Annotated in this window: 22 protein-coding genes; 8 read left to right on the top strand and 14 right to left on the bottom strand. The window is 59.1% G+C overall.

What is annotated here, in order from left to right; all coding sequences use genetic code 11:
- Positions 1-4: 4 nt before the first annotated feature.
- The 8 genes from cas6e to MT962_RS11005 form a co-directional block, all read right to left on the bottom strand.
- Entirely contained in the window at positions 5-640 is a 636-nt protein-coding gene (gene cas6e, locus MT962_RS11040; protein WP_247365595.1) for a type I-E CRISPR-associated protein Cas6/Cse3/CasE, read from the bottom strand.
- Positions 637-1,161: a type I-E CRISPR-associated protein Cse2/CasB gene (gene casB, locus MT962_RS11035; protein WP_247365594.1), complete on the bottom strand. Its 525-nt coding sequence runs from the start codon at positions 1,159-1,161 to the stop codon at positions 637-639. The genes cas6e and casB overlap by 4 nt, the downstream gene beginning before the upstream one ends.
- Positions 1,158-2,666 (bottom strand): type I-E CRISPR-associated protein Cse1/CasA, encoded by a 1,509-nt coding sequence (casA, locus tag MT962_RS11030; RefSeq protein ID WP_024560542.1) that lies wholly within the window; start codon positions 2,664-2,666, stop codon positions 1,158-1,160. The genes casB and casA overlap by 4 nt, the downstream gene beginning before the upstream one ends.
- A 6-nt stretch (positions 2,667-2,672) precedes the next feature.
- The gene (gene cas3, locus MT962_RS11025; protein WP_247365593.1) at positions 2,673-5,330 is read right to left on the bottom strand and encodes a CRISPR-associated helicase Cas3'; all 2,658 of its coding nucleotides are present in this window, start codon (positions 5,328-5,330) and stop codon (positions 2,673-2,675) included.
- 509 nt (positions 5,331-5,839) lie between these two features.
- Positions 5,840-6,091, bottom strand: coding sequence for a hypothetical protein (locus MT962_RS11020; RefSeq protein ID WP_024558890.1), 252 nt, complete (start codon positions 6,089-6,091; stop codon positions 5,840-5,842).
- A 120-nt stretch (positions 6,092-6,211) separates the two neighbouring features.
- Positions 6,212-6,694 (bottom strand): DinB family protein, encoded by a 483-nt coding sequence (locus MT962_RS11015; protein ID WP_247365772.1) that lies wholly within the window; start codon positions 6,692-6,694, stop codon positions 6,212-6,214.
- Positions 6,695-6,805: 111 nt separating this feature from the next.
- The gene (locus MT962_RS11010; RefSeq protein WP_024560539.1) at positions 6,806-7,201 is read right to left on the bottom strand and encodes a VOC family protein; all 396 of its coding nucleotides are present in this window, start codon (positions 7,199-7,201) and stop codon (positions 6,806-6,808) included.
- A gap of 219 nt (positions 7,202-7,420) precedes the next feature.
- On the bottom strand, positions 7,421-8,494 hold the full coding sequence (locus MT962_RS11005) for a cellulase family glycosylhydrolase (RefSeq protein ID WP_024558886.1): 1,074 nt from the start codon (positions 8,492-8,494) through the stop codon (positions 7,421-7,423).
- A gap of 270 nt (positions 8,495-8,764) precedes the next feature.
- Between MT962_RS11005 and MT962_RS11000 the strand changes: the two genes are divergently transcribed.
- The 7 genes from MT962_RS11000 to crtB all read left to right on the top strand — a co-directional run bounded on the left by MT962_RS11000 (position 8,765) and on the right by crtB (position 16,840).
- Entirely contained in the window at positions 8,765-9,787 is a 1,023-nt protein-coding gene (locus MT962_RS11000; RefSeq protein WP_024558885.1) for a LacI family DNA-binding transcriptional regulator, read from the top strand.
- Positions 9,788-10,029: 242 nt separating this feature from the next.
- Positions 10,030-10,917 (top strand): polyprenyl synthetase family protein, encoded by an 888-nt coding sequence (locus tag MT962_RS10995; RefSeq protein WP_229701846.1) that lies wholly within the window; start codon positions 10,030-10,032, stop codon positions 10,915-10,917.
- Positions 10,918-10,967: 50 nt separating this feature from the next.
- The gene (gene fni, locus MT962_RS10990; RefSeq protein ID WP_188723819.1) at positions 10,968-12,008 is read left to right on the top strand and encodes a type 2 isopentenyl-diphosphate Delta-isomerase; all 1,041 of its coding nucleotides are present in this window, start codon (positions 10,968-10,970) and stop codon (positions 12,006-12,008) included.
- Positions 12,005-13,264, top strand: coding sequence for a glycosyltransferase (locus MT962_RS10985; protein WP_024559006.1), 1,260 nt, complete (start codon positions 12,005-12,007; stop codon positions 13,262-13,264). Before fni ends, MT962_RS10985 begins: the two co-directional genes overlap by 4 nt.
- A complete protein-coding gene (gene crtY, locus MT962_RS10980) occupies positions 13,261-14,427 on the top strand; it encodes a lycopene beta-cyclase CrtY (protein ID WP_188723818.1) in 1,167 nt (388 codons plus the stop codon). Before MT962_RS10985 ends, crtY begins: the two co-directional genes overlap by 4 nt.
- A gap of 8 nt (positions 14,428-14,435) precedes the next feature.
- On the top strand, positions 14,436-15,917 hold the full coding sequence (locus tag MT962_RS10975) for a phytoene desaturase (RefSeq protein ID WP_024559004.1): 1,482 nt from the start codon (positions 14,436-14,438) through the stop codon (positions 15,915-15,917).
- A complete protein-coding gene (gene crtB, locus MT962_RS10970; RefSeq protein ID WP_024559003.1) occupies positions 15,914-16,840 on the top strand; it encodes a 15-cis-phytoene synthase CrtB in 927 nt (308 codons plus the stop codon). Before MT962_RS10975 ends, crtB begins: the two co-directional genes overlap by 4 nt.
- On the opposite strand, the gene MT962_RS10965 is transcribed toward crtB, so the two are convergent.
- On the bottom strand, positions 16,746-17,312 hold the full coding sequence (locus MT962_RS10965) for a sterol desaturase family protein (RefSeq protein ID WP_024559002.1): 567 nt from the start codon (positions 17,310-17,312) through the stop codon (positions 16,746-16,748). The genes crtB and MT962_RS10965 overlap by 95 nt on opposite strands.
- Before the next feature lie 127 nt (positions 17,313-17,439).
- Here MT962_RS10965 and cobD point away from each other — a divergent pair, with 127 nt between their 5' ends.
- Positions 17,440-18,519, top strand: coding sequence for a threonine-phosphate decarboxylase CobD (gene cobD, locus MT962_RS10960; RefSeq protein ID WP_247365592.1), 1,080 nt, complete (start codon positions 17,440-17,442; stop codon positions 18,517-18,519).
- Here cobD and cobT read toward each other — a convergent pair.
- From cobT to cbiB, 5 genes are read right to left on the bottom strand one after another with little or no spacing between them, the layout of a single operon-like run.
- Positions 18,516-19,568, bottom strand: coding sequence for a nicotinate-nucleotide--dimethylbenzimidazole phosphoribosyltransferase (gene cobT, locus MT962_RS10955; RefSeq protein ID WP_024560752.1), 1,053 nt, complete (start codon positions 19,566-19,568; stop codon positions 18,516-18,518). The two genes, cobD and cobT, sit on opposite strands and share 4 nt — an antisense overlap.
- 21 nt (positions 19,569-19,589) lie before the next feature.
- Positions 19,590-20,330: an adenosylcobinamide-GDP ribazoletransferase gene (gene cobS / locus MT962_RS10950; protein ID WP_024558999.1), complete on the bottom strand. Its 741-nt coding sequence runs from the start codon at positions 20,328-20,330 to the stop codon at positions 19,590-19,592.
- Positions 20,327-20,875, bottom strand: coding sequence for a bifunctional adenosylcobinamide kinase/adenosylcobinamide-phosphate guanylyltransferase (gene cobU / locus MT962_RS10945; protein ID WP_188723815.1), 549 nt, complete (start codon positions 20,873-20,875; stop codon positions 20,327-20,329). The genes cobS and cobU overlap by 4 nt, the downstream gene beginning before the upstream one ends.
- Positions 20,872-22,383 (bottom strand): cobyric acid synthase, encoded by a 1,512-nt coding sequence (locus MT962_RS10940; RefSeq protein ID WP_247365591.1) that lies wholly within the window; start codon positions 22,381-22,383, stop codon positions 20,872-20,874. The genes cobU and MT962_RS10940 overlap by 4 nt, the downstream gene beginning before the upstream one ends.
- A gap of 45 nt (positions 22,384-22,428) precedes the next feature.
- Positions 22,429-23,385, bottom strand: coding sequence for an adenosylcobinamide-phosphate synthase CbiB (cbiB, locus tag MT962_RS10935; protein WP_247365589.1), 957 nt, complete (start codon positions 23,383-23,385; stop codon positions 22,429-22,431).
- Between the last annotated feature and the right edge of the window lie 299 nt (positions 23,386-23,684).

Genomic DNA, 23,684 nt, shown 5'->3' with positions numbered 1-23,684 from the left:
TTGTTCAGTTAAAAAAAGGTAATTCAGGTAGCGGAGTGATTTGCAGCAAGCCGCAACCAAATGCGCGCCCACGACCAATCCCTCTGGTAAAAGCGTGTTGAAAATGTTCTGCCTGCGTAACGGTAAGTCGCCCGCTTACCGTGGCTTGCTGCAACGTCACGGTTTTTTTATCCCCGGCCGTAAAACGCAGCACGTTAATGCTGTCCACCTGTATATGCTGCGGCTCGACACGGAAACCCCATTTCTCCGCTCTACTGCAAAACCATGCGCTTATCGCTTCCCGACCACGCACCGGCGTTAGTTTGCCGGTCTGTTTATTTCGCAGGGTGGGATTCATGCAGACAGTGAAGCGATAATGGCTATGTTTCAGAAATTCCTCGGGCAATATCCGCGTTTCCAGTTCGCCCATTTCAGGGGAAACCGGTGGACGGTCAGACAACAAAATCAGACGTCTGCCCAGGCTATCGCCGCCTTTATCTGCCCACTGGAAACCGCTCGCCGCCGAATGCTGCTTTTGCTCATCTGAACGTACGTCGTTAAACAAGCTGTACACCACCCGGTGAAGGCTATAACCGTCAGTGATTTTCAAGTGGCGGCAAGCGCGGGCATCAAGGCGCAGCGCGCTAATATAAAGCGTCATTTTGCGCCCTCCCCCTTCGGCTCACTCGCGTAGAACTGCTGCGCCCAGCGTGCCCGGACACGCTCCCCGCCGCGGTTGAAAAAGAGCAAATCGTTCAGCAAATTCTCGTAATCCAGTGGCTGGGAAACCCGGCTCTGGATAAGCGATAACAGCGGTCTGAGAATACGGCATACTTCTTCCACGCTTTCACAGGCGAGCAGCCGTCGTAAACGCGCCTTCGCCTGGTCGCTGTTGCTCCCGTCCGGGAAACTCAGAGCAACAGCCTGACCAAGCCTCAGCGAGCCATTTGTCTGAGCGCGACTGTTTGCCAGCGCCGCCGAAACCAGGCCATAGACGCGGCGCTCCGCATCGTTTTCGAGGTTAATGCCGAAACGTCCCAGAATTTCCCAACTCTGGTATTCCGTGGCGGGGTTGCTGGCGCGCCTCAGACGTGCGGCGAACCCTTTGTCATGCTGACAATGTTCAAAGAGATAGTGAATAAACGCGCCGCTGCGTGTTTGCGGCTCTGTCAGGGTACTCATATGCTCTCCTTAGCGAGGCTGGCGTTTTTAAGGTAATCCGCCAGGTTGGGGCGTGTTTTCGCCCAGGCGTCAAGTTGCCTGGCGGTCTGACTGGGGCAAAAATGGTCAAAAGTCTGATACAGAAAGGCCGCAAACTGATGGCGTAATCGCTGCCGCTGATCCGCATCCATACAGCCATCCAACAACGCCTGCGCCTGCTGCTCGCAACGTTGCCAGAAGAGCTCCGTTGCCTGCGGTGCAATAGATTTGGCGTCCACTTTCATTTCCCGGTACCAGCCGCTGACACAACCGAACAGACGTTTTGCCAGTCCATCAAGCGCCAGCATTTCGCCTTTAAAATGGTTGAACCAGGATTCGCCAAAAAGATCGGGCTCGATCCACAGTAATGACTCGACAACGTCGTCAGTACCCGTGAGAAATTGCTCTCCGGCATTGCTGCTAACCCGCAGACCGCCGGACCACACGCCAAATTGCAATTGCTCACGACAAGCTTTTGAAATGGCGAAATGGAGCTGTTCACATTCCCACTCAGATTGCTGCGCAAGAGCGACCGTGAGTAACGAAGGTAATTCACGCCAGGGGCGACGCGCCGGGTCTGCCCACAGGACCTTGAGTTCTTTCCCTTTTTTATTAACAAGCAGGGAGGGGTCGTACAGCCCTTCCTTGTACCCGCTATGGCTTATTCCCTCGCTGTAATGCAGCCCGCTTTCCGTCAGCAGGCAAAAACGGCCCATCGGCACCAATCTGCCCATCAGGCTTTGCTTTAACGCTTTAGCCCGCGCACAATTTTCACCTTCGGGCATCGCTTCCCAGGGCGCCACCCCAAGCCCGGCCGGATATTGCGTTAACGCAGCGATATCCTGTTGTGTGAAAAGATTCAGCCAGCACGTTTGTTGAAGATTCGCTCCCAGGCAGAAATGGTGCATCATCCCCATAAACCCGAGTGCAGACCCCGCTTTTCCAGTCGCTGGTTTGCCTTTTTCGTTGGTTTTTCCTGTGTACCCCTGTGAAAGCACAACGCGGTTGTCCGTTTTCTTTCCTCCCAGCGCCATACTCATCTGTACTATCAACAAGAGCGCTTTATCGGCATCACTCAACGGCTTCTCAGTCTGGCTTTGCGTAAGCACCGTCGTATTACCTGTCGATACCGCCGGCAGTACCGTACCGAACGGCTTGAGCTCCGCTCTTTTAATTTCTGGCATCTGTAAAAACGGGGTGTTGCCATAGAGCCAGAAGCTATCACGCCAGCGGTTCAGGTAGGCCAGCACCTTTTTGCATAATCCATCCGGCCCTGTTTGCTGCCATTGCGTATTATTTTCTGGCGTTGCGGCAGCCTGACAAATGGCCTGCAAAAGTTTCATCAACGCAATTTTTTGTACCGCATCGCCTCCCAGCGCCTTTAATTCCGGGTCGCTAAACACCCTTTTCAGGCTGACTCGCCCTTCATTTGCAACCGGAATCCAGGGTTCGTCTATCAAGTTAAAACGGTTTACCGCTTCCTCCATTTTTCATTACTCCTTTTTCATAATGCGAAGTCCTGTTTCTTGCTGATATCGGTAACGGTAGCGCCCCATAAGGAACGCGCCGTCAACGCCTCGTAAATCGCCTGCCTCTTCAACGATGACCACCTGCAATTCAGGCTCTTCGCCTTCCGCCCTGTTACCCGGGTAAAACACATGTTTCAGGCCATACTCCCATAACCCATTGTCAGCGTTATCTTCCGGGCGCTGGCGGTGCGGTAGCGATACGCGTTGTTTCTCCAGCTCAAGAGCAAGCTCCCGCCATTCGGCCTCTTCCAGCCGCTGTTTTTGCCAGGGGATATCGTGCCAGTCGCCGTTGAGCAACCGCACACGGGTGAGCTTGTTCCGGGTATCGCGTGTCGCTTCACGCAGCAGTAAGAATGAAGCGTTATCCTGCTCGCTGTAGCGCGTTCGGGCGCGGCTTTCCGGTTGCGTAACGGAGTTGCTGGAAAGCGTCAGGCGCGCATGTTGTTCCAGTTCCACAATACCTTTCCGTACGGGATGCGTTTTTTTGCCTTCAAGCAGTTCATGCAGCCAAAAGCTCATCGGTTCCGTCTCCGGACGTTCGCGATAGGTCGCCTCCAGCAAAGGGCGTATGTCTGTGGGCAGGTCGACGTGATGGCGCGAACGCCAGACTTCCAGCGTTCGACAAAGGATATAAGGCGCGTAAACCCAGGCGCTGGCGCCAAAAGCCAGATAAGGGGAAGAGATGGCGAGTTTTGTTTCAGGAGCCAGAAGCCAGGCTTCACGGCGAGCGCAGGCTGGGCGAGGCGTTCGCTCATGTCGCCATAAACGCCCCAGTCGCTGCATCAGTAAATCTGTCGGCGCAAAACGCGTTACCAGAAAATCAGCATCAATATCAATGGATTGCTCCAGCACCTGAGTACCAATGAGCACCCTGCCTGACGCCGTTCGTTCCTGCCATCCCCCTTTGCCATACAAGCTAACCCAGCGTTCTTCATTAAGCGTCCTGTGGTGAAGGGTAAAGCGTGAATGCAATAAACCGCACTCCAGCCCCATCGCCTTACAGCGAGAAGCCAGCGTGGCAAAGCATTCCTGAGCTTCAGCCACTGTATTTTCTATCCACAGCACCTGCTGTCCTTGCTCCGCGCGCCGCAGCGCTTCTTCTATCGCAAGCTCGGTGGAAGAGTAATGGAGCATGACACGGCGGGACGGTGGGGGTGTTAATGGCAGGCTCGTTAGCTGCTGTGATGAAAAAGGCATCGCTGAGATGAGCGGATATGCTTCGCTTCCACAATGCTCTGTAGCCAGTAATACAGCGCGCTGTTTTTGTGTGAGCGTTGCACTCAGAATGATGACGGTGCATTGCAGTTCACGCAGCATGTGAATCAGATGCGTCAAAATAAGGCTGGTATAGGCATCGTAGCTATGAACTTCATCAAAGATAACCACCTTGCCAGCCAGGCCAAAAGCTCTGACAAAGCCGTGCTTAACGTTCATAACAGCCATTAACGCTTGATCAAGCGTTCCTACCGCAAAAGGAGCCAGTAAGCCTCGTTTGCGTGAATCAAACCAGCTCCCGCCGGGTTTCGCATCCTCCCCCATCATCTGATTCTGTAGATGAGATTTACCATGTAATAGCAGTGCATAGCGAAGCTCATTATCTGGCGACAGAATCGTTTGCAGCCATAAGCTGAAGCGCTGATAGATTTTGTCAGAGGTAAGTTGAGTGGGAAGGGCAAAATAAACGCCACGGGCATGACCTGCCGCCAGCAAATTACCGGCAGCGTAAAGCGCCGCCTCTGTTTTCCCCATTCCCATCGGCGCTTCCAGTACATAAACGCCGGGGACTTTTACTGCCTCGCTAAAAGCCCGTTGTATTTCATTAGGCTGATAAGGACGACCCGCTTCATCCTGGAAAATATCACCAAATTCCAGCCCAGAACGATAAGTAACGGGCCTTATTCCCGCCGCATTCAACGCTGGTGGAATTTGTTGTCGCCACGGTATGTCAGGATTGTCGAACCCGCGCCCAGAACCAATCCAGTCGGCGACTGTTGTCAATCCAGACAATAACTGCCGCTGCGCAAAACTTTTTATTTCTGGCCAGGGTTCATGCATTGCCTGCTGTAATGACAAAACCAGTGCGGTGCGTTCACGCTGCCATATTTCTGAACCTAACACCTGACTATGCGCCGGATAACGTTCAATAAAGACTTTACGGCCGTGATGCTGACCAACGATGGCGCTGATATGCGTATCTTTTGTTATCGCCGCAAGAGTGATAGCGCTAACACCGGCATGGCCACCCCACTGTTGTTCAAATTCGCGAAGTGAAGGCTCGTTGACATCACATCCCAAAATTGCGAGCAACTCTTGCACCATTGGCAATGAAGCACGGTTCAGCGCGATTTGTAACCGTAGATAGAAAACAGGAGAAAGTTTGCCGACATCATGACATGCCGCCACCAGCGCACTTCCGGATGGGAATAAAGCATCAACAATAGCTGCCGGAAAGTTTTTTATAATTTCTTTGGCGACAAAACCAACAATAAGACAATGCTCATATATGCTGCGGCCTTCCCGCGTTACCCCGGCACTATCAATATACGTTTTGGCGGGCGCCAGCTGCGCATTAATACAAGGTATAGACTTTTGTTTTCCACAGGAACCAGAAGGCCGACGCACCGCGAATATTCCTATAATTAAAAAGGACGCCTGATAAGTCAGTGACAACCTTATGAAAAAGTATTTTGGGATACTAATACTGATAAGGCCCTTAAAAAATGACGCAGCGCATGATTTATATTTCGCTAACCCTCGCTTTGTTTCAGGATGCTACAAGGGATAAACCCAGCCCTATAAATCCAGGAATTATCTTTTGCAACACATTCTATTTTCACCACGTAAAACCGGAACAATTTAATTTTCTCTTATGATTAACCTTAACTTATAATCCGCATGAATATACAAATACAAGCAGCCCCTTCATTTCCCCTAAACGGTTTTTATTACAATATTGACGAGGCAGGTAATTTCAGGGCGCTGATAATGATTGAGGTTATTTATTCTTTTAACAGCAAGAAGTAACTCAAATTCCTACCCCAGAAATTTGTAAGGCTACTTTAACAGCGAAAGGAAAATGCAATAACAAACATACGGGAGATGGCAGGCGCGCCATCTCCATTCGCCAGCGCCTATTTCTCAGGGCGTGAAGAGGCATACCATTGCTTAAACATATAAACCGTCAGGCAAGCGAGCCCCGCGGAAAAGAGCGCCATAAAAACCAGCAGCGAAAGCATCAGATCAAACGTCTGCCCAAAGCTAACCAGAAAGCCCAGCAGCACCAGATAAACCGGCGGGATGAAATGAAACATCAGCCAGGGAATAAGAACAACATAAATAATCACGGTGATAAAGTAGAGTAACCGAAGTTGCGTTTTGCTCATGGCGTAGCTGACCCGTTTATTATCTTATTCAGCACTATTTATCCTGCAGGCCGGGCCGCGTTTTGAAAAGCGCAGCCATGCCGTTGATTTACTTTTAAGCCGCCGCAGAGGCGGAAAAGTTTAGTTGTGATCTCTCAGGAAAACCGTCATTACATCTTTTGGCGGCGTTTGCTTCGCTTCTGAAAGCAGCCAGCCCACGGCGCCGCGGTGATAAATGCCGTGAAAAAGCACATGATTAAGCATGTCGATTATTTTCATTTCGCCCGCCCCGCCATCAACAAAACGAAAGCGGACGGTATCCATCAATGTTGTTTCGGGCAGGGCTGTAATGTAATCAATAAACCCCTCCGTTGCGTCCGCCATAGCCGCTTTCAGCGTAGCGCAGTCAGGCGTTTCCGGCGTGTTCAGCGCAGTATAACCATGAGCCTGACCAGAAAGGTTGGCGGTAAAAATTCTGTCGACCACGTAGATATGGTTCATCAGCCTGAGCATTAAATGGCGTTTTTCTTTGTAATTTTCTTCAACCCGGCTAATCGCTGCCAGCGTTTCAGCGTCCGCCCAACGTTTGTACCGGAACAAGGTGATTAGGTTATCTTTATTCATTGCAGTCCTTTTCATTTTTCCCTGAAGGGGGGCTTTTTCAGGCATCAACACAATAACGCCCTTCTGCTCATTTTCTACCTGAGGTGATGGAATAAGGAAATAAAAACCAGGCTATTTCTGCGGCCAGCACTGGTTTTGAATCACGAGGCGGTAACCGTCAGGGTCGACAAAAGTTTTCCCGTTTTTATCCCAGTACGGATTGAAAGAGGCGACGGGCGTAAAACCGGTCTCTTCGAGTTCTTCGCATACGCGCTGCCACGCGGCCCTCTCCGGGTAATAGAACACCAGTAAATCTTCTTCTGTGGGCGCAGGTTTAACGGGGTGGCGCAGGCAGGTGGTTAATTCAATATGCCATGGCAACGCGGCATGCCCCATCATAATGCCGCTAAAGCCATCATGGTCGGTAAACTCCCCAAGGCGCTCAAAGCCCAGGCCGCGGGAATAACACTGAAAGGCGGCTTCCGGGTTGGCGACCGGTCTCGCAATACGCATATGCATGAAGCGCATTAAAAACTCCTGTAACAGAAAAGCATGCAAGGAAATATAACCTCGCCGCCTTTTTATATTTGTCCGCAGGAGCCTTCAGCGCTAAAAAAACCGCCGTGTCTGTTCATTATCTTATTAATCTCGCGCCGTCATTATTTCCCTTCTCGCCTTTCCGCCTTCACCTGCAGCAACGCTTTTTTATTTTCTGAACGGCGTGAGGAATCGCGGCGAAGCGCCCGCTTAGCCGCCTTCAGCCGCCAGCTGTTTAATCAGCGCCGTTTCCGTTTCATCAAAGGCCGCGCCGGTTTCATCCAGCAGGTCGTGAAACCAGCGGGGCGGCGCGCTGGCGTCAACGGTGGCAAGGCCAGGCCACGGCAGCCAGGTCTGGGTGCGCCCTTTTACCAGCCCCCACTGCCAGCAGCCGATGCCCTGCGCTTTAAACAGCGGCAGCTGTTCGTGCATTATCGAGGCCGCATGGCGCGCCATCCATTCGGTGCACAGCAAGGGGCGCTTAAACTGTCGCAGGTAAGCAATGGCCTGGTGAAGCTGCGCCAGCGGCACGTAGGCGTGGAACGAAATAATGTCCGAGAGCGCCAGCGCGCGCTGGTCCGTCGGGTGCGAATAGACCGGCAGCGCCGGGTCCTGGCCTGCGGCGATATGCCAGGCGCCGACGGTTAACGGCTGCTGCGGCTTCATCTCCCGCGCCCAGCGGAACGCCAGCACCATCAGGCGATGGCTGCGCCGCTCCAGCGCCGGGTCAAAGGTGGTCTGCCCGGACGGCGTGAAGATCATACGGTTGGTGGGCTCGTTATAAAGGTCCCAGACGATAAGCGTCTTGTGCTGGCCGAAATGGCCGACGATATCTTTGATATAGCGCTCAACCAGCCCCCACAGCGCAGGCTGCATCACGATGTTGCGCCCCGGGCTTGCCGCCGCCTGGCTGTTGTGCACGCCGGGCACCGGCAGCTTTTGCTGGCCGAGGAACGGATGTTCGCCGGAAAAACCGCAGTCGTCCATCAGCGTCAGCATCACGCGGATGTCGTTCTGGTGACAAATTTCAAGGAACTGGCCGATGCGGTCGATAAGCCCGTCGCGATCGTGCTCCCAGACAATAAAAGGCAGGTTGGTGCGCAGACTGTTAAAGCCGATGGCTTTGGCCCACTGCAGCTCCTGGGCGATGCAGGCCGGGTCGAACGTCTCCCGCTGCCACATTTCTGTCCAGTTCACCGCCGTGCGCGGCAGGTAGTTGAACCCGCGCAGCCATCCCTGTTGCGCATGCCAGTTCCACGCTTTTTCTACAGACCACTTACGCATGATGCAGGCCTCCTCAAGAAAGACCTTATTAGCTAATATATTAGCTACTGGATAAATTACCAGCACTCCTGTAAATAAACCAGATCCACAGCACATTATTTTTGCGCTGAATTAAAGCACGTTATTTCAATAAATTAAGCGCCCCGAAACTGCTTCACCGGGGCGCAGTAAAATAACCGTAAGCGGTTAATAGCGAAGCTATTTTAAAAACAGGCGTAATAAGCGGGTGCTACTATTAAAAAGATGCATTTTTGTCGCCGCCCGTAAACTATGAGTCAAAAAACTAAAGTCACTATGCGCCATATTGCGGCACGCTCCGGCGTGTCGCAATCTACCGTTTCCCTTATTTTAAACGGTTCGCAGAGCGTAAAGCTTTCGGAAGCGACGCGGGAGAAAGTTGCGCGCATCGCCCGGGAAATGGGTTACGTGCATAAAGCGTTGGCCCGCGTCAGCGCCATAGACAAAATCGCGTTTATCTTTAACGGATTAATTAACAGCGAACCGTTCAGCGAAGCCATCTACTCCGCCCAGCAGGCGGCGTGGCAGCACAACAAGCTACTGGCTATTTTTGATATGAAAAACGAGCCGGCGCACTGTGCGGCGCTGGAAGAGGAAATCCGCCGCGGCGGCTATCAGGGGCTGATATTCGCCTCCTGCTTCACCGCGCTGCTGCCGCCCTTGTTCGCCAATCTCTCTATTCCCGTGGTGTTGCTGAACGGCTATTGCCCAGAGCGTCCCGATCTTCCCTGTATTTTACCCGCCGATAAAATCGGCGCCTATAAAGCCACCCGCCATTTGCTCCAGCAGGGTTATCAACGCATCGCTATTCTTACCGGGGAAGATCAAACGGCTAACGATCGTATTTACGGCTACCGTCAGGCGTTAATTAACCACGATATTTTCCCGGACGATCGCTATATTCAGGCGACCGGCCCTTCGCCAAAATCCGCTTATCAAAAGACGCTGGATTTACTCGCTTTTTCACCGCCGCCGGAAGCCATTTTTTGCAGCAGCGATTATATTGCCCTGGGCTGTTATCAGGCGATCCTCTCAAAGGGATTGCGCATTCCGCATGATATTGCCGTGATTGGCTACAATAACCAGAGCCTGTCGCCAGAATTAATTCCGGAACTCAGCACGGTGGATTTATCTTATCGGGAGATGGGAAAAATGGCGCTCACCACCCTGTTAACCCTGACCCGACGGCAACCGCTGCTGGATAAAATCATGAAAGTGGAAGGCGAATTAATTGTCCGCCAGTCCTCGCTGCGGCCGCGCCGCCCGGCGTTGTAACGTTCTCACCTGCCAGAAAAAGCTTTTGCGCAAACGGACAGAGACTGATACCCCCACATTAGCTGGCACTTTCTCATTAAAGTTCAGCGGCTTCGGGCAGTAAAGTTATCCAGGAAAATGGAAATTGTACAAGCTTGCGACTACGTTTATGGACATAACCACAGCCATGCCTCAGTTCAGGAGCCGCGACGATGACAGGCACCCCCGACGAAGCCTTACGCCATGACTGCGAACTGCAGAGTATGCGCAAAACTATTGAAAACCGTCTGGATTCGCTGCTGCCGCAGACGGAAGAAAACGATCTGGTGACGCAAGCGATGCGCGACGCGACGCTTGCGCCAGGCAAACGCATCCGCCCTCTTCTGATGCTGCTGGCGGCGCGCGATTTAGGCTGCGCGCCCGCCCATCCCGGCCTGCTCGACCTCGCCTGCGCCGTAGAGATGATCCACGCCGCCTCGCTGACGCTTGACGATATCCCCTGTATGGATAACGCCGCGATGCGCCGCGGTCGCCCGACTATTCACCGCAAATTTGGCGAGAACGTGGCCATCCTCGCCGCGGTCGCGCTGCTCAGCAAGGCGTTCGGCGTGGTCTCGTCGGCAGAAGGATTGTCAGACGCCGGACGCGCCCAGGCGGTGAGCGAACTTTCCGCAGCCGTCGGCACTCAGGGGCTGGTGAAAGGGCAGTATCAGGACCTGCGTGAAGGCTGTGAGCCGCGCAGCACCGAGGCGATTCACACCACTAACGATCTTAAAACCGGCGTGCTGTTCAGCGCCTCGTTGCAGTTAGCGGCCATCGCCGCCAACGCCTCCGTCGCGGCGCGCAACCGCCTTCGCAGCTTCGCGCTTGATTTCGGCCAGGCGTTTCAGTTGCTTGACGACCTTATCGACGGCCTCGCCACCACCGGTAAGGACATGAACAAAGATGCAGGGAAATCCACGCTGGTCTCCGTGCTTGGCAACGACCGCGTGCACCAGCGCCTGCGCGAACACCTGCGCCGCGCCGACGAGCATCTGGCGTTTGTTTGCAGCCATGGCGCGGCGACCCAGCAGTTTATGCACAGCTGGTTCAACCAGCAGCTGGCGGTTCACCCTGCCTTTATGACGGCTCCTCCGCTCTGCCAGCGGTAAACTATGCCGCTCAGTCATGATAATAACGACGTAACCCTACCGGAGCAGTCATGAAGGAAGAACTCATCCAACGCAAGAACGATCATCTGGATATCGTTCTTGACCCCTTGCGGGCGACCAACAAAGCGACCACCGGCCTGGAACGCTGGCGCTTTGAACACTGCGCCCTGCCGGAACTCGATCTCGACAGCGTTAATCTTGAAACCATGCTGTTTGGCAAAACGCTGAAGGCGCCGGTGCTGATTAGCTCCATGACCGGCGGCGCGCAGCGGGCGCAGCATATCAACCAGCATCTGGCCCAGGCGGCGCAAACGCTGGGGCTGGCGATGGGCGTTGGCTCGCAGCGCGTGGCGCTGGAAGCGCAGAACGATTTTGGCCTGACGGGCGAGCTGCGCCGCGTCGCGCCGGATATCCCGCTGCTGGCGAACCTCGGGGCAGCGCAAATCGCAGGCCCCGGCGGCGTGGCTTACGCGCGCCGGGCGGTGGAGATGATTGAAGCGGACGCGCTGATTATTCACCTCAACCCGCTTCAGGAAGCCCTGCAAAACGGCGGCGACCGCGATTGGCGCGGGGTGCTGGCGGCCATTCGCCAGACGGTCGACGCGCTTGGCGTGCCGGTGGTGGTGAAAGAGGTCGGCGCCGGGCTTTCGCTGCCGGTCGCCAAACAGCTGGTCGATGCGGGCGTCGCGATGCTGGACGTTGCGGGCGCAGGCGGCACCAGCTGGGCTGCGGTGGAGGGCGAACGCGCCGCCACCCCGCGCCAGCGGGCCATCGCCATGGCGTTTGCCGACTGGGGCATTCCCACTGCGCAGGCGCTGCGCGACCTGCACGACGCGCTGCCCGATACCCCGCTTATCGCCTCCGGCGGTATTACCAACGGCATCGAGGCCGCTAAGGCGCTGCGTCTCGGCGCCCATCTGGTGGGCCAGGCGGCGGCGGTGCTCGGCAGCGCCAACACTTCGGCGCAAGCCGTTATCGACCATTTCGAGGTGCTGATTGAACAGCTGCGGGTAACCTGTTTTTGTACCGGCAGCGCGGACCTGGTGGCGCTGCGCGCCGCGCCGCTGATTGCGGTATCGCGGGACGCATGAGCCATTACGCCGTTATCGCCCCGCCCTTTTACAGCCACGTGAAGGCGCTGGAGGCGCTGGCCGTCGCGCTTGTGGAGCGTGGCCATCGCATCACCTTTATTCATCAGAGCGAGGCGCGCCCCCTGCTGGGCGACCCGCGTCTCGCCTTTTACGCCGTGGGCGAACATACGCACGGCCCCGGCAGCCTGCCGCGATCGCTGCGCCTGCTGGCGCGGCCGAACGGCCTCTCGCTCTTTCGCCTTATCAACAACCTGGCGGGCATTACCGACATGCTCTGCCGGGAGCTGCCCGACGCGCTAAAAACGCTGGAGGTGGACGGACTGATTGTCGACCAGATGGAGCCTGCGGGCGCGCTGGCGGCGGAAGCCGCCGGGCTGCCGTTTGTCTCGGTCGCCTGCGCCCTGCCGGTAAATCGCGAGCCGGGGCTGCCGCTACCGGTAATGCCTTTTGATTATGCCGCCAGCGAGCGGGCGCGCCGCACCTATCAGGCGAGCGAACGCATCCACGACTGGATGATGCGCCGCCAGAATGCGGTGCTGGCGCGCCATGCCGAAGAGCTGGGCCTTGCGCCGCGGCGCGGGCTGCATGAATGGCTGTCGCCCCGGGCGCAAATCAGCCAGACGCTGCCGTCGCTCGATTTTCCCCGACAGCGGTTGCCGGCCTGTTTTCACGCCGTTGGGCCGCTGCGCCCGCCCGCCGCGAGCGAACCGTCAGAGGCGCGACGCGCCGCCGCGCCGCTAGTCTTCGCCTCGCTGGGTACGCTTCAGGGCCACCGTTTCGGGCTGTTTAAAAAAATAACCCGCGCCTGTCGGCGGCTTGGCGCAGAGCTGGTGATAGCCCATTGCGGCGGGCTGACCGCCGCGCAGGAGGAGAAGCTGCGCGCGCTCGGCGCAAGCCAGGTGGTCGATTTCGCCGATCAGCCCGCCATCATTCGCGAAGCGCAGGCCGTTATCACCCACGGCGGCTTTAATACCGTGCTGGATGCGGTGACGGGCAATACGCCTATCCTCGCGCTGCCGATAGCCTTCGATCAACCTGGCGTGGCGGCGCGGGTCGTCTACAGCGGCATTGGCGAGCGCGTTTCCCGCTTCGCCACCCGCGACACGCTTGCCCGCCAGCTGCAAAAGGTGCTGACGGAGCCGCGCTACCGTCAGCGGCTCGCCGAGGTTCGCGAGGATCTGAAGCGCGCAGGCGGCGTGACGCTTGCCGCCACGCTCACCGAAGCGGCGCTGGGCGGTACGAAGGAGACGCTATGAAGCCGCAATGGGATGTGATTCTGGTGGGCGCGGGACTGGCGAACGGGCTTATCGCCTGGCGTCTTCACCAGCGCCAGCCGCACCTTAAGGTCTTGCTGCTCGAAGCCGGGCCGCAGGCGGGCGGCAACCACACCTGGTCTTTCCACGAACAGGACCTCACGCCGGAGCAGCTCGCCTGGATCTCGCCGCTGGTGGCGCACCGCTGGCAGGGTTACGACGTGCGCTTTCCTGACCGTGAGCGCACGCTGCCGGGCGGCTACCTGACTATCACTTCCGACCATTTCGCCCATCAGCTTCGCCAGAAGCTTCACGCGGCGCTGCGCTGCAACGTATCGGTTATTCGCGTGGCGCCCGACGAAGTGGCGCTGGATAACGGCGAGCGGCTCACCGCCCGCGCGGTTATCGACGGCCGCGGCCCGCTGCTGGATGACCATATCGCTTGCGGTTACCAGGCGTTTATCGGCCAGCAGTGGCGGCTCTCAGCCCCCCACGGCCTTGAGCACCCCATCCTGATGGACGCCACGGTCGACCAGCAGCAGGGTTATCGCTTCGTCTATACCCTGCCGCTTTCGCCTGACACGCTGTTGATTGAAGACACGTACTACACCGACCACCCGGAGATAAACCAGGCGCAGGCGCGGGCCAATATTCACGCCTATGCCGCCGCCCAGGGCTGGCGGCTGGAGAGCCTGCAACGGGAGGAGCGCGGCTGCCTGCCCATTACGCTTGCCGGCAACCCTCGCGCTTTCTGGCGCAGCAAAGCGGGCCAGCCCTGCAGCGGCCTGCGCGCCGGGCTGTTTCACGCCACGACGGGCTATTCATTGCCGCAGTCGGCGCAGCTTGCCGACCTGCTCGCCTGGCAAACCGATTTTTCGCACCCCTCGCTTTACGCGCTTATCGCCAGCCACGCGCAGAAGCAGTGGCGGCGGCAACGCTTCTTTCGACTGCTTAACCGCATGCTGTTTCTCGCCGGGCGGCCTGAGCAACGCTGGCGGGTGATGGCGCGTTTTTATGGCCTGAGCGACGGGCTTATCGCCCGCTTTTACGCCGGGCGGCTCACGCCCGCCGATATGGCGCGCCTTCTCAGCGGCAAACCGCCGGTGCCCGTCGGTGAGGCGATGCTGGCGATACTTAAACAACCGCTGCGGCAACGAGGACGATGAGGACGATAATGGAAAAGACAATTGTGATAGGCGCCGGTTTTGGCGGCCTGGCGTTAGCCATCCGGCTACAGGCGGCGGGCATCCCCACGCTGTTGCTGGAGCAGCGCGACAAGCCCGGCGGACGCGCCTACGTCTACGAAGACCAGGGATTCAAATTCGACGCCGGCCCGACGGTCATCACCGACCCGAGCGCGATAGAAGAGCTCTTCACGCTGGCGGGCAAAAAGATGGCCGATTATGTTGAGTTGCTGCCGGTCACGCCCTTTTATCGCCTCTGCTGGGAGTCGGGCAAGGTGCTGGATTACGACAACGACCAGCAGAAGCTTGAGGCGCAAATTACGCGCTTTAATCCAAAGGATGTGGAAGGTTACCGCCAGTTTCTCGCCTATTCGCAGGCGGTGTTTAAAGAGGGCTACCTGAAGCTTGGCACGGTGCCGTTTCTCTCGTTTCGCGACATGATGAAAGCGGGCCCGCAGCTGGCGCGGCTTCAGGCCTGGCGCAGCGTGTATGGCGTGGTATCGAAGTTTATCGAAGATGACTATTTACGCCAGGCGTTCTCGTTTCATTCGCTGCTGGTGGGCGGCAACCCCTTCGCTACCTCCTCTATCTACACGCTTATCCACGCGCTGGAGCGGGAATGGGGCGTCTGGTTCGCCCGCGGCGGCACCGGCGCGCTGGTGCAGGGGCTGGTGCGCCTGTTTGAAGATCTCGGCGGCGAACTGGTGCTGAACGCGAAGGTAAAACGCATCGAGGCTGCCGGTTCGCGGGTGACTGGCGTGACGCTGGAGGATGGCCGCACCTTCCCGGCCTCAGCCGTCGCGTCTAACGCTGACGTTATCAATACCTACCAGAAGCTGCTCGGCCACCACCCCGCCGGGGCGCAGCGCGCCAACAAGCTTAAGCGCAAGCGGATGAGCAACTCGCTGTTCGTGCTCTATTTCGGCCTCAATAAACAGCATACCCAGCTTGCGCACCACACCGTCTGTTTCGGCCCGCGTTATAAAGCGCTGATTCATGAAATTTTTAACAGCGACCGGCTGGCCGATGATTTCTCGCTTTATCTGCACGCCCCCTGCGTAACTGACCCTTCTCTCGCGCCGCCTGGCTGCGGCAGCTATTACGTGCTGGCGCCGGTGCCGCACCTGGGCCGCGCCGACATCGACTGGGCGGTGGAAGGCCCGCGCCTGCGCGAGCGTATTTTCGATTACCTGGAGCAGCGCTACATGCCAGGCCTGCGCGACCAGCTGGTGACGCACCGCATCTTTACGCCGTTTGATTTTCGCGACCAGCTCGACGCCCATGTAGGCTCCGCCTTTTCCATTGAGCCGCTGCTGACCCAGAGCGCCTGGTTTCGCCCACACAACCGCGACGCGCACTTCGCCAACCTTTACCTCGTTGGCGCAGGCACCCATCCGGGCGCTGGCGTGCCCGGCGTGATCGGCTCGGCGAAAGCCACGGCGGGGCTCATGCTGGAGGCGCTGGCGAAATGAATCAACCGCTATTAAACCACGCCACCCAGACCATGGCGGCGGGCTCAAAAAGCTTTAACACGGCGGCGAAGCTGTTCGACGCCGAAACCCGCCGCAGCGTGCTGATGCTCTATACCTGGTGCCGCCACTGCGATGACGTGATAGACGACCAGACGCTGGGGTTCGCCTCAGGCGCCGTCGCAGAGGCGAGCATTGAACAGCGCCTGGCGGAACTCCAGCGCCTGACCCGTCGCGCTTACCGGGGCGAGCGGATGAGCGACCCGGCCTTCGCCGCCTTTCAGGAGGTAGCGCTTGCCCACGCCATTCCCGAGCGGCAAGCGCTGGACCACATCGAAGGCTTCGCCATGGACGTGCGCGGCGAGCGTTACGAAACGATTGAAGACACGCTGCGCTACTGCTACCACGTAGCGGGCGTCGTGGGGCTGATGATGGCGCGGGTGATGGGCGTGCGCGACGAGGCGGCGCTGGACCAGGCCTGCGACCTGGGGCTGGCGTTCCAGCTTACCAACATTGCGCGCGATATTGTGGAGGACGCCCGGAACGGGCGCTGCTACCTGCCCGCCCGCTGGCTGCACGACGCGGGGCTGACGCAGCAGAATTTCGCCGCGCCGGAGAACCGGCAACGGCTTGCCTTGATTGCCCGCCGTCTGGTGGAAGAAGCGGAGCCTTATTACCGCTCGGCGAAAGCGGGCCTGGGCGCGCTGCCGCTGCGCTCGGCGTGGGCCATCGCCACCGCCCGCAGCGTGTACCGGGAAATTGGCGTGAACGTGGTGAAAGCGGGGCCGCGGGCCTGGGACCGGCGGCAGGGCACCAGCAAAGCCAGAAAACTCACTCTGCTGATTTCGGCGGCAGGTCTTGCGCTCGGCTCTCGCTCTGCGCGACAGGTTTCCCGTCCCGCCGGGCTCTGGCGGCGTCCGCTTTAGGTTTGCGTCCGTGACGGCGGCGCAACTCCGCCTGCAACGCTTCCGGCTTCGCCGCGTAGAGAAAACCGAAGGAGACGCACCCCTCTTTGCCATTCACCGCATGGTGCAGCCGGTGCGCCTGGTAAAGCCGCTTAAGGTAGCCGCGGCGCGGAATGTAGTTAAACGGCCAGCGGCGGTGCACCAGCCCGTCGTGCACGAGGAAATAGAATAACCCGTAGAGCGTCATGCCTGCGCCAAGCCATTGCAACGGCCACCAGCCCGCCGTTCCCAACGCGATCAGCACGATGGCGAGCAGCGCGAACACCACCGCGTAGAGATCGTTGACCTCAAACCAGCCGTGGCGCGGCTCGTGGTGCGAACGGTGCCAGCCCCATCCCCAGCCGTGCATGATGTATTTATGGGCAAGCGTCGCCACTATCTCCATCAGGCAAAATGTCGTGATGACGATAAGCGTATTCCACAGCACAAGCATACTTTCTCCCGTTCAGTGCGCCAGAGGCAGTCCCTGCATGGAGGGTAGTTCATCCCGCCAATTAAGCCACTTTTCCGCGCGGCTTCCTTAAGGCTACACTGGCGAAAACCCCTTACCGGAACGCATTATGGGCTTACTTTCCAGCCAGCACGGCGGCAACACCCGCGAGGCGGCGGCGCTTTACGGCGTTGATGAAGCGGAGCTGCTCGACTTCAGCGCCAATATCAACCCGCTCGGCATGCCCGGCTCGCTGCGACAGGCGATTGTCGATAACCTTGCGCTGGCGGAGCGCTACCCGGACGTGGAGTACCAGGCGCTGCATGCGCGGCTGGCGGCTCACCACCGCATTCCTCTCTCGTGGGTGCTGGCGGGCAACGGCGAGACGGAGCTGATATTCGCGCTCGCGGCATGGCTTGCGCCTCGCCGGGCGCTGCTGGTGACGCCCGGGTTTGCTGAATATCGCCGCGCCCTGCAAAAAGTGGGCTGCGATATTATCGATTATCCGCTGACGGAAGCGAACGGCTGGCAAATTGACGAAGCGTTTTTTGAGGCGCTGACGCCCGACCTCGACTGCCTGTTTCTCTGCACGCCCAATAACCCCACCGGCCTGTTGCCCGATGACGCGCTGATCAAGGCGATTGTGAAGCGTTGCGGTGAGCGTGGCATCACGCTGATTGTCGATGAAGCGTTTCTGGATTTCGTACCGCAGGCGCCGGGGCTTATCCCCGTGCTGGCGGAATGTCCTCACGTCTGGGTGCTGCGCTCGCTGACTAAGTTCTTCGCCATTCCCGGCCTGCGGCTCGGTTATCTGGCCTGCGCCGACGAGCAGGCGGTCGCCGCCCTTCGCGCCCGCCGCGAACCCTGGAGCATCAACGCTTTCGCCGCGCTGGCGGGCGAAGTGCTGTTTGCAGATAGCGAATACCTCGCCGCCACTTTTGCATGGCTCAACCGCGAGCGTCCCTGGCTTTATGCAGAACTGGCGAAGCTTGCGGGGATAACGGTCTGGCCGGGCGCGGCCAACTACCTCTTTTTACGCTGCGACGCGCCCGGGCTGGACTTACAGGCCGCGCTGCTGGCAAAGCGCATTTTAATCCGCAGCTGCGCCAACTACCCGGGGCTCGACGCCCGCTACTATCGCGTCGCCGTGAAATCCCGTGAGGCCAACGCGGCGCTGATCGTGGCGCTTAAGCAAGTGTTGGCAAGCTAACCCGGCAACACAATGTTGCTGCCGGCGAGCGTGCCCATGTTGTCGTATACCGCGCAGGCGGCGTCCACCAGGTGCATCGCCAGCGCCGCGCCGCTGCCTTCGCCAAGGCGCATATCCATATTGAGATAAGGCGTGAGCTTAAGCTCATCAAGCGCGATTTGCGCCCCTTTTTCCGCCGACAGATGGGAAGGAATTAAGTAGTCATGCAGCGCGGGCGCAATGCGGCAGGCGGCGAGCGCCGAGGCATACGAGAGAAAACCGTCCAGCACCACCGGCAGCCCACACGAGGCCGCGCCGAGCATGACGCCCGCCATGCCGAGCAGGTCAAACCCACCCACTTTCGCCAACACCTCCACGCCGTCGCGCGCGTCCGGCTGGTTGACTGCAATTGCCCGGCGCACCACCTCGACTTTATGATGCAGCCTCTCCTGCGGGTAGTTAGCGCCAATGCCCACTACGGTCTCCGGGTCGCGGTTTGCCAGTACGCTGATGATAGCGGCGGCGGGCGTGGTGTTGCCCATGCCGAGCTCCCCCACGCCGAACAGCCGCACGCCCTGCGCCGCCAGTTCGCGAGCGTGGTTTGCGCTCGCCAGCAGCAACTGTTCCGCCACCTCACGCCGCATCGCCGGGCCGCGGGCGATATTGCCGGTGCCGCGCGCCACCTTAAGCGAGGCGATGCCCGCCAGCGGCTCGCAGTCGATGCCAATATCCACCACGTGCACTTTCGCGCCGACATTCGCCGCAAGTACGCAGACGCCAGTGTGGTTTTGCATCATGTTCAGCGCCTGAATGGCGGTGATCGCCTGCGGCGACACGGTTATCTGCTCTTCGTAAACGCCGTGGTCGGCGCACATCACCACAATCGCTTTTTGCGACACATCGGGACGCCCCCCAAAGCCTGGCATCGCCGCCAGCTGCACCGCCAAATCTTCAAGCCGCCCAAGGCTGCCGGTGGGCTTCAGCAGGCCGTCGATATGCCGCCGGGCGCGCAGGGCGGCCTCGTGGTCGGGAGCGGGAATGGCGTTAATCAGTGAATCGAGAGTTTGCATAAATCTGCCCGTCGCGCCGGCTCACAGCAGCGCCAGTAAAAAGAAAAGTTCGCCCAGCTCAATAGCCGCGCCGAGGGTGTCGCCCGTCTGTCCGCCCAGCGTGCGGTTAAGCGCAAGACCGAGCAGATAAACAATGACAAGCGTCAGCGCAAAGGCGATAAGCCCGGGCCCCTGCAACAGCAGCGCGCAGAGCAGCACGCCGAGCGCAAGCGTAACCCCGCACTGCCTGCCCGTTATCTTGCCGATAAACAGATTGCCGAGCCCCTGCTCCCGGGCGTAGCGCTGGCGATACATCAGCAGCACGCAGGCGCTTCTGCCCGCCGCGCAGGCGCAGGCCAGCGCAGGCAGCATCGCGCCGCCGCGCAGCGCCAGTTCATTCACCACCAGCACTTTGCCGAGCAGCACGAAAATCAGCCCCAGGCCGCCATGCGTGCCGAGACGGCTGTCGCGCATGATCTCCAGCATCCGTTCGCGGTTGCGGGCGGAAAAGACGCCGTCGCAGGTATCCGCCAGCCCGTCGAGGTGAAACCCGCCCGTGAGCAAGGCAAGCGCCAGCACGCTGAAGAGCGCCGCCAGCGGCGTGCCGCACAGGTGCTCCAGCATCAGAAACACCAGGCCGCCGATGGCGCCGAGCAGCAATCCCACCAGCGGAAAGAAAAAGACGCCGCGGACATACTGCTCCGCCTCCAGCCCCTGCGACCAGCGCACGGGCACTGGCAAACGACTCATAAAGGCGAGCGTGGCAAAAAATAGACGCATCATTTGATTTTGACTCCAATCCCGGAAACCACCAGCCAGACCTCGTGCGCCGCCTGCGCCAGCCGCTGGTTTACCCTGCCTGCAATATCACGGAAATGGCGCGCCAGCCGGTTTTCCGGCACGATGCCCATCCCCACCTCATTCGTCACCAGAATGACCGGCGCGGGACACCGCTCGCAGGCGTGAATAAGCGCCGTTATCTCACGCTCGATTTCCGCCTCAATGGCTGCGTAATCCCACGTTTCTTCTGCCGTATCGCCGACAAACGCGAACAACACGTTGCTGATAAGCGTGGTAATGCACTCCAGCAGCACCACTTCCTGCGGGTCGTTGCGCGGCGTGATGACGCGGTCCAGCTCGCGCCAGGCCTCCAGCGTGCGCCAGTGAGCCGGGCGGCTTTGCTGGTGATGGCGCACCCGCGCCGCCATCTCCTCATCCATCACCTGCGAGGTGGCGATGTAAAGCACCCGCTCGCCCGCCTGGGCAGCGAGGGTTTCGGCGTGGCGGCTTTTGCCGCTTCGCGCGCCGCCGGTAATCAGCTTCATCATTCTGGCTCCTGATGCTCGCGCATGATCTGATAAATTTTCGTGATATCAATATGCTCGCGCATGGCGCTCGCCAGCCGGTCGAACTGCTGCGACTTCCAGGCGGCGTAGTCCGGCGCGTCGCCGTCAAAAGGCGCAAGCCCTTTACACCGCCGCAGGCCGTCAAGCAGGGCGCGGGTGAAAGCACCGCTATCGAAAAGGCCGTGCAGGTAGCTGCCCATCACCAGGCCGTCTGCACTTACCGCGCCGTCGCGTTTGTCTTCTCCCAGCCGGGCGAAGGGCAGCGTCGTTTTACCGAGGGTGGTTTCGCCCATATGGATTTCGTAGCCCTGCAGCGCGAGGCCGCTGACGCAAGCCAACATCCCCGGCAGCGTCAGGCTCTTGCCATAAACCCGCAGGGTGGTTTTTTCATGGGCGAAACGGGTAGTGACATCCAGCAGCCCAAGCCCCTGCGCTGCGCCGAGGCCTGATTCCACCTCATCAATAATCTCCCCGCCCAGCATCTGGTAGCCGCCGCAGATGCCGATGACCGGCACGCGCTTTTTATGTTGCGCGATTAGCGCGTCGGCAAAACCGCTTTCGCGCAGCCATTGCAGGTCGCCAAGGGTATTTTTGCTGCCGGGAAGGATGAGCAAGTCCGCGCCCGCCAGGTCATGGGCGCGGGAGACATAGCGCACCCGCGCATCCGGCTGCGCCGCCAGCGCGTTGAAATCGGTAAAGTTGGAAATGTGCGGCAACTGCACGACGACGATATTCAGCTCGCGCTTGTCGCTATGCGCATATTTGCCGCGCTGGAGCGCCACGCCGTCTTCGTCTTCAAGGTCAATATCCAGCCAGGGCATCACGCCCACCACCGGCACGCCGGTCAATGCTTCGATTTGTTCAATGCCGGACGTTAATAACGCCACGTCGCCGCGAAACTTATTGATGATGACGCCTTTCACTCGCCAGCGCTCATGCTCCTGCAAGAGCGCCAGCGTGCCGTAGATGGCGGCGAACACGCCGCCGCGGTCGATATCCGCCACCAGCAGCACCGGGCAGCAGGCCATCTCCGCCATGCCCATATTGACGATATCCCGGTCGCGCAGGTTGATCTCCGCCGGGCTGCCCGCCCCTTCCAGCACTATCGCGTCATAGTCCGCCGCCAGCGACTGATAGACCTCGCGCACCCGGGCGCGCAGCTCGGTTTTAAAATGGTGATAGCTCACCGCGTCCATGTTTTTCGCCACCCGCCCCATCAGCACCACCTGCGCCTGGCGGTCGCTGGTGGGCTTGAGCAGCACCGGGTTCATGCGCACGTCCGGCGCGATGTTCGCCGCTTCCGCCTGGAAGATTTGCGCGCGGCCCATCTCTTTGCCATCCGGCGTGATGCCGGAATTGAGCGACATGTTTTGCGCTTTAAAGGGCGCCACCTTCAGGCCGTCCTGGTAAAAAATCCGGCACAGCCCGGCGGCCAGCACGCTTTTGCCGACGTCCGAGGCGGTGCCCTGCAACATGATGGCGAGGCTCATCGCGCCTCCCGGGTAACATCACGCATGCTTGCGCTCCTTATTATATTACGCGCCGCTGAAGGTCAGGCGCAGCAGGGCGAACAGCAGCAGCGCCAGCGTCGAGGCGATAAGCATTAACCGCACCGAGCGGGGAATATCCTCTACCGCCACCTCGCGCCGGGCGTCGCCTATCCACGGCTTTTCCACCCATTCGCCGAAGTAGCGGTTCGGCCCGCCGAGGCGAATGCCGAGCGCCCCGGCGACCGTGGCTTCGGGCCAGGCGCAGTTAGGGCTGCTGTGCTGGTAACGATCGCGCCAGCCGATGCGCAGCGCGGCGGCCGGGTTAAGGCGGCAGAGGGCGGCGGCGCAGGTTAGCAATAACCAGCTTATCCGCGCCGGGAAAAAGTTCGCCGCGTCGTCCATGCGGGCGGAGATCATGCCGATATGGCGATATTTTTCATTTTTATAACCCACCATTGAATCAAGCGTGTTTACCGCTTTGTAGGCCATCATCATCGGCGCGCCGCCAAGCAGCAGGAAAAAGAGCGGCGCGATAACGCCGTCGACGCTGTTTTCCGCCACCGTCTCTACCACGGCGCGGGTGATGTGCGGCGCGTCGAGTTGCGAGGTGTCGCGACCGACGATACGTGAAAGCTGCTGGCGGCTGCGCGCAAGCGAGCCTGAACGCAGCGCCCGTTCCACGCCGCGCGCTTCATCGGCAAGGCAGCGGGCGGCAAGCGAGGTGTAGATCATCCAGACCTCCAGCAGCCAGCCGAGCCACGGGTGGACGGCCTGCGCCGCTTTTAACGCGCCGAACGCCGCGGCGAAAGTTACGCCCACCACCACCAGCCACAGCAGCGCGCCGCCTGCCCGAAGCTGGCGCGGCGAATGGCAACGGGCGCGAATGCGGTTTTGCGTAAAGGAGATAAGCGCGCCCATCCAGCGTACCGGGTGAGGCCAGCGCGGCGGGTCGCCAAGCAGCAGATCGAGGGCGAACGCGATGAACCAGGCAAGCAGCGTCACAGGCGCGCACCTGATAACCGAAAAAAACAGAGGCGGTATACCACTGACAACATCGGCCTTCCTTATTGGCGGGGCGTCAGCCGCAAAAAGACAACTTTCGCCGCCAGGATGAGAAGCAAAAATCTTGCCTCAGCAACGGGCCGGTATACCAATCTTTTTTCAGAAAAAACAATAAAAACCCACTTTCGGGTGATGAACGCTCGCGCGGCGGAATAAACGGCCGCGCCTGCCGGCCTGGCTTACGGCGCCTGGCCTTTGGCCCGGCCCTGCCGCTGGCGGTTTCAGAACGCGGGCAAAAT

This window comes from Franconibacter sp. IITDAS19 (assembly GCF_023079515.1).
Classification (GTDB): domain Bacteria; phylum Pseudomonadota; class Gammaproteobacteria; order Enterobacterales; family Enterobacteriaceae; genus Franconibacter; species Franconibacter pulveris.
Note: the sequence above shows the minus strand (reverse complement) of the source record. Positions and strands in the feature narration are given on the sequence as shown.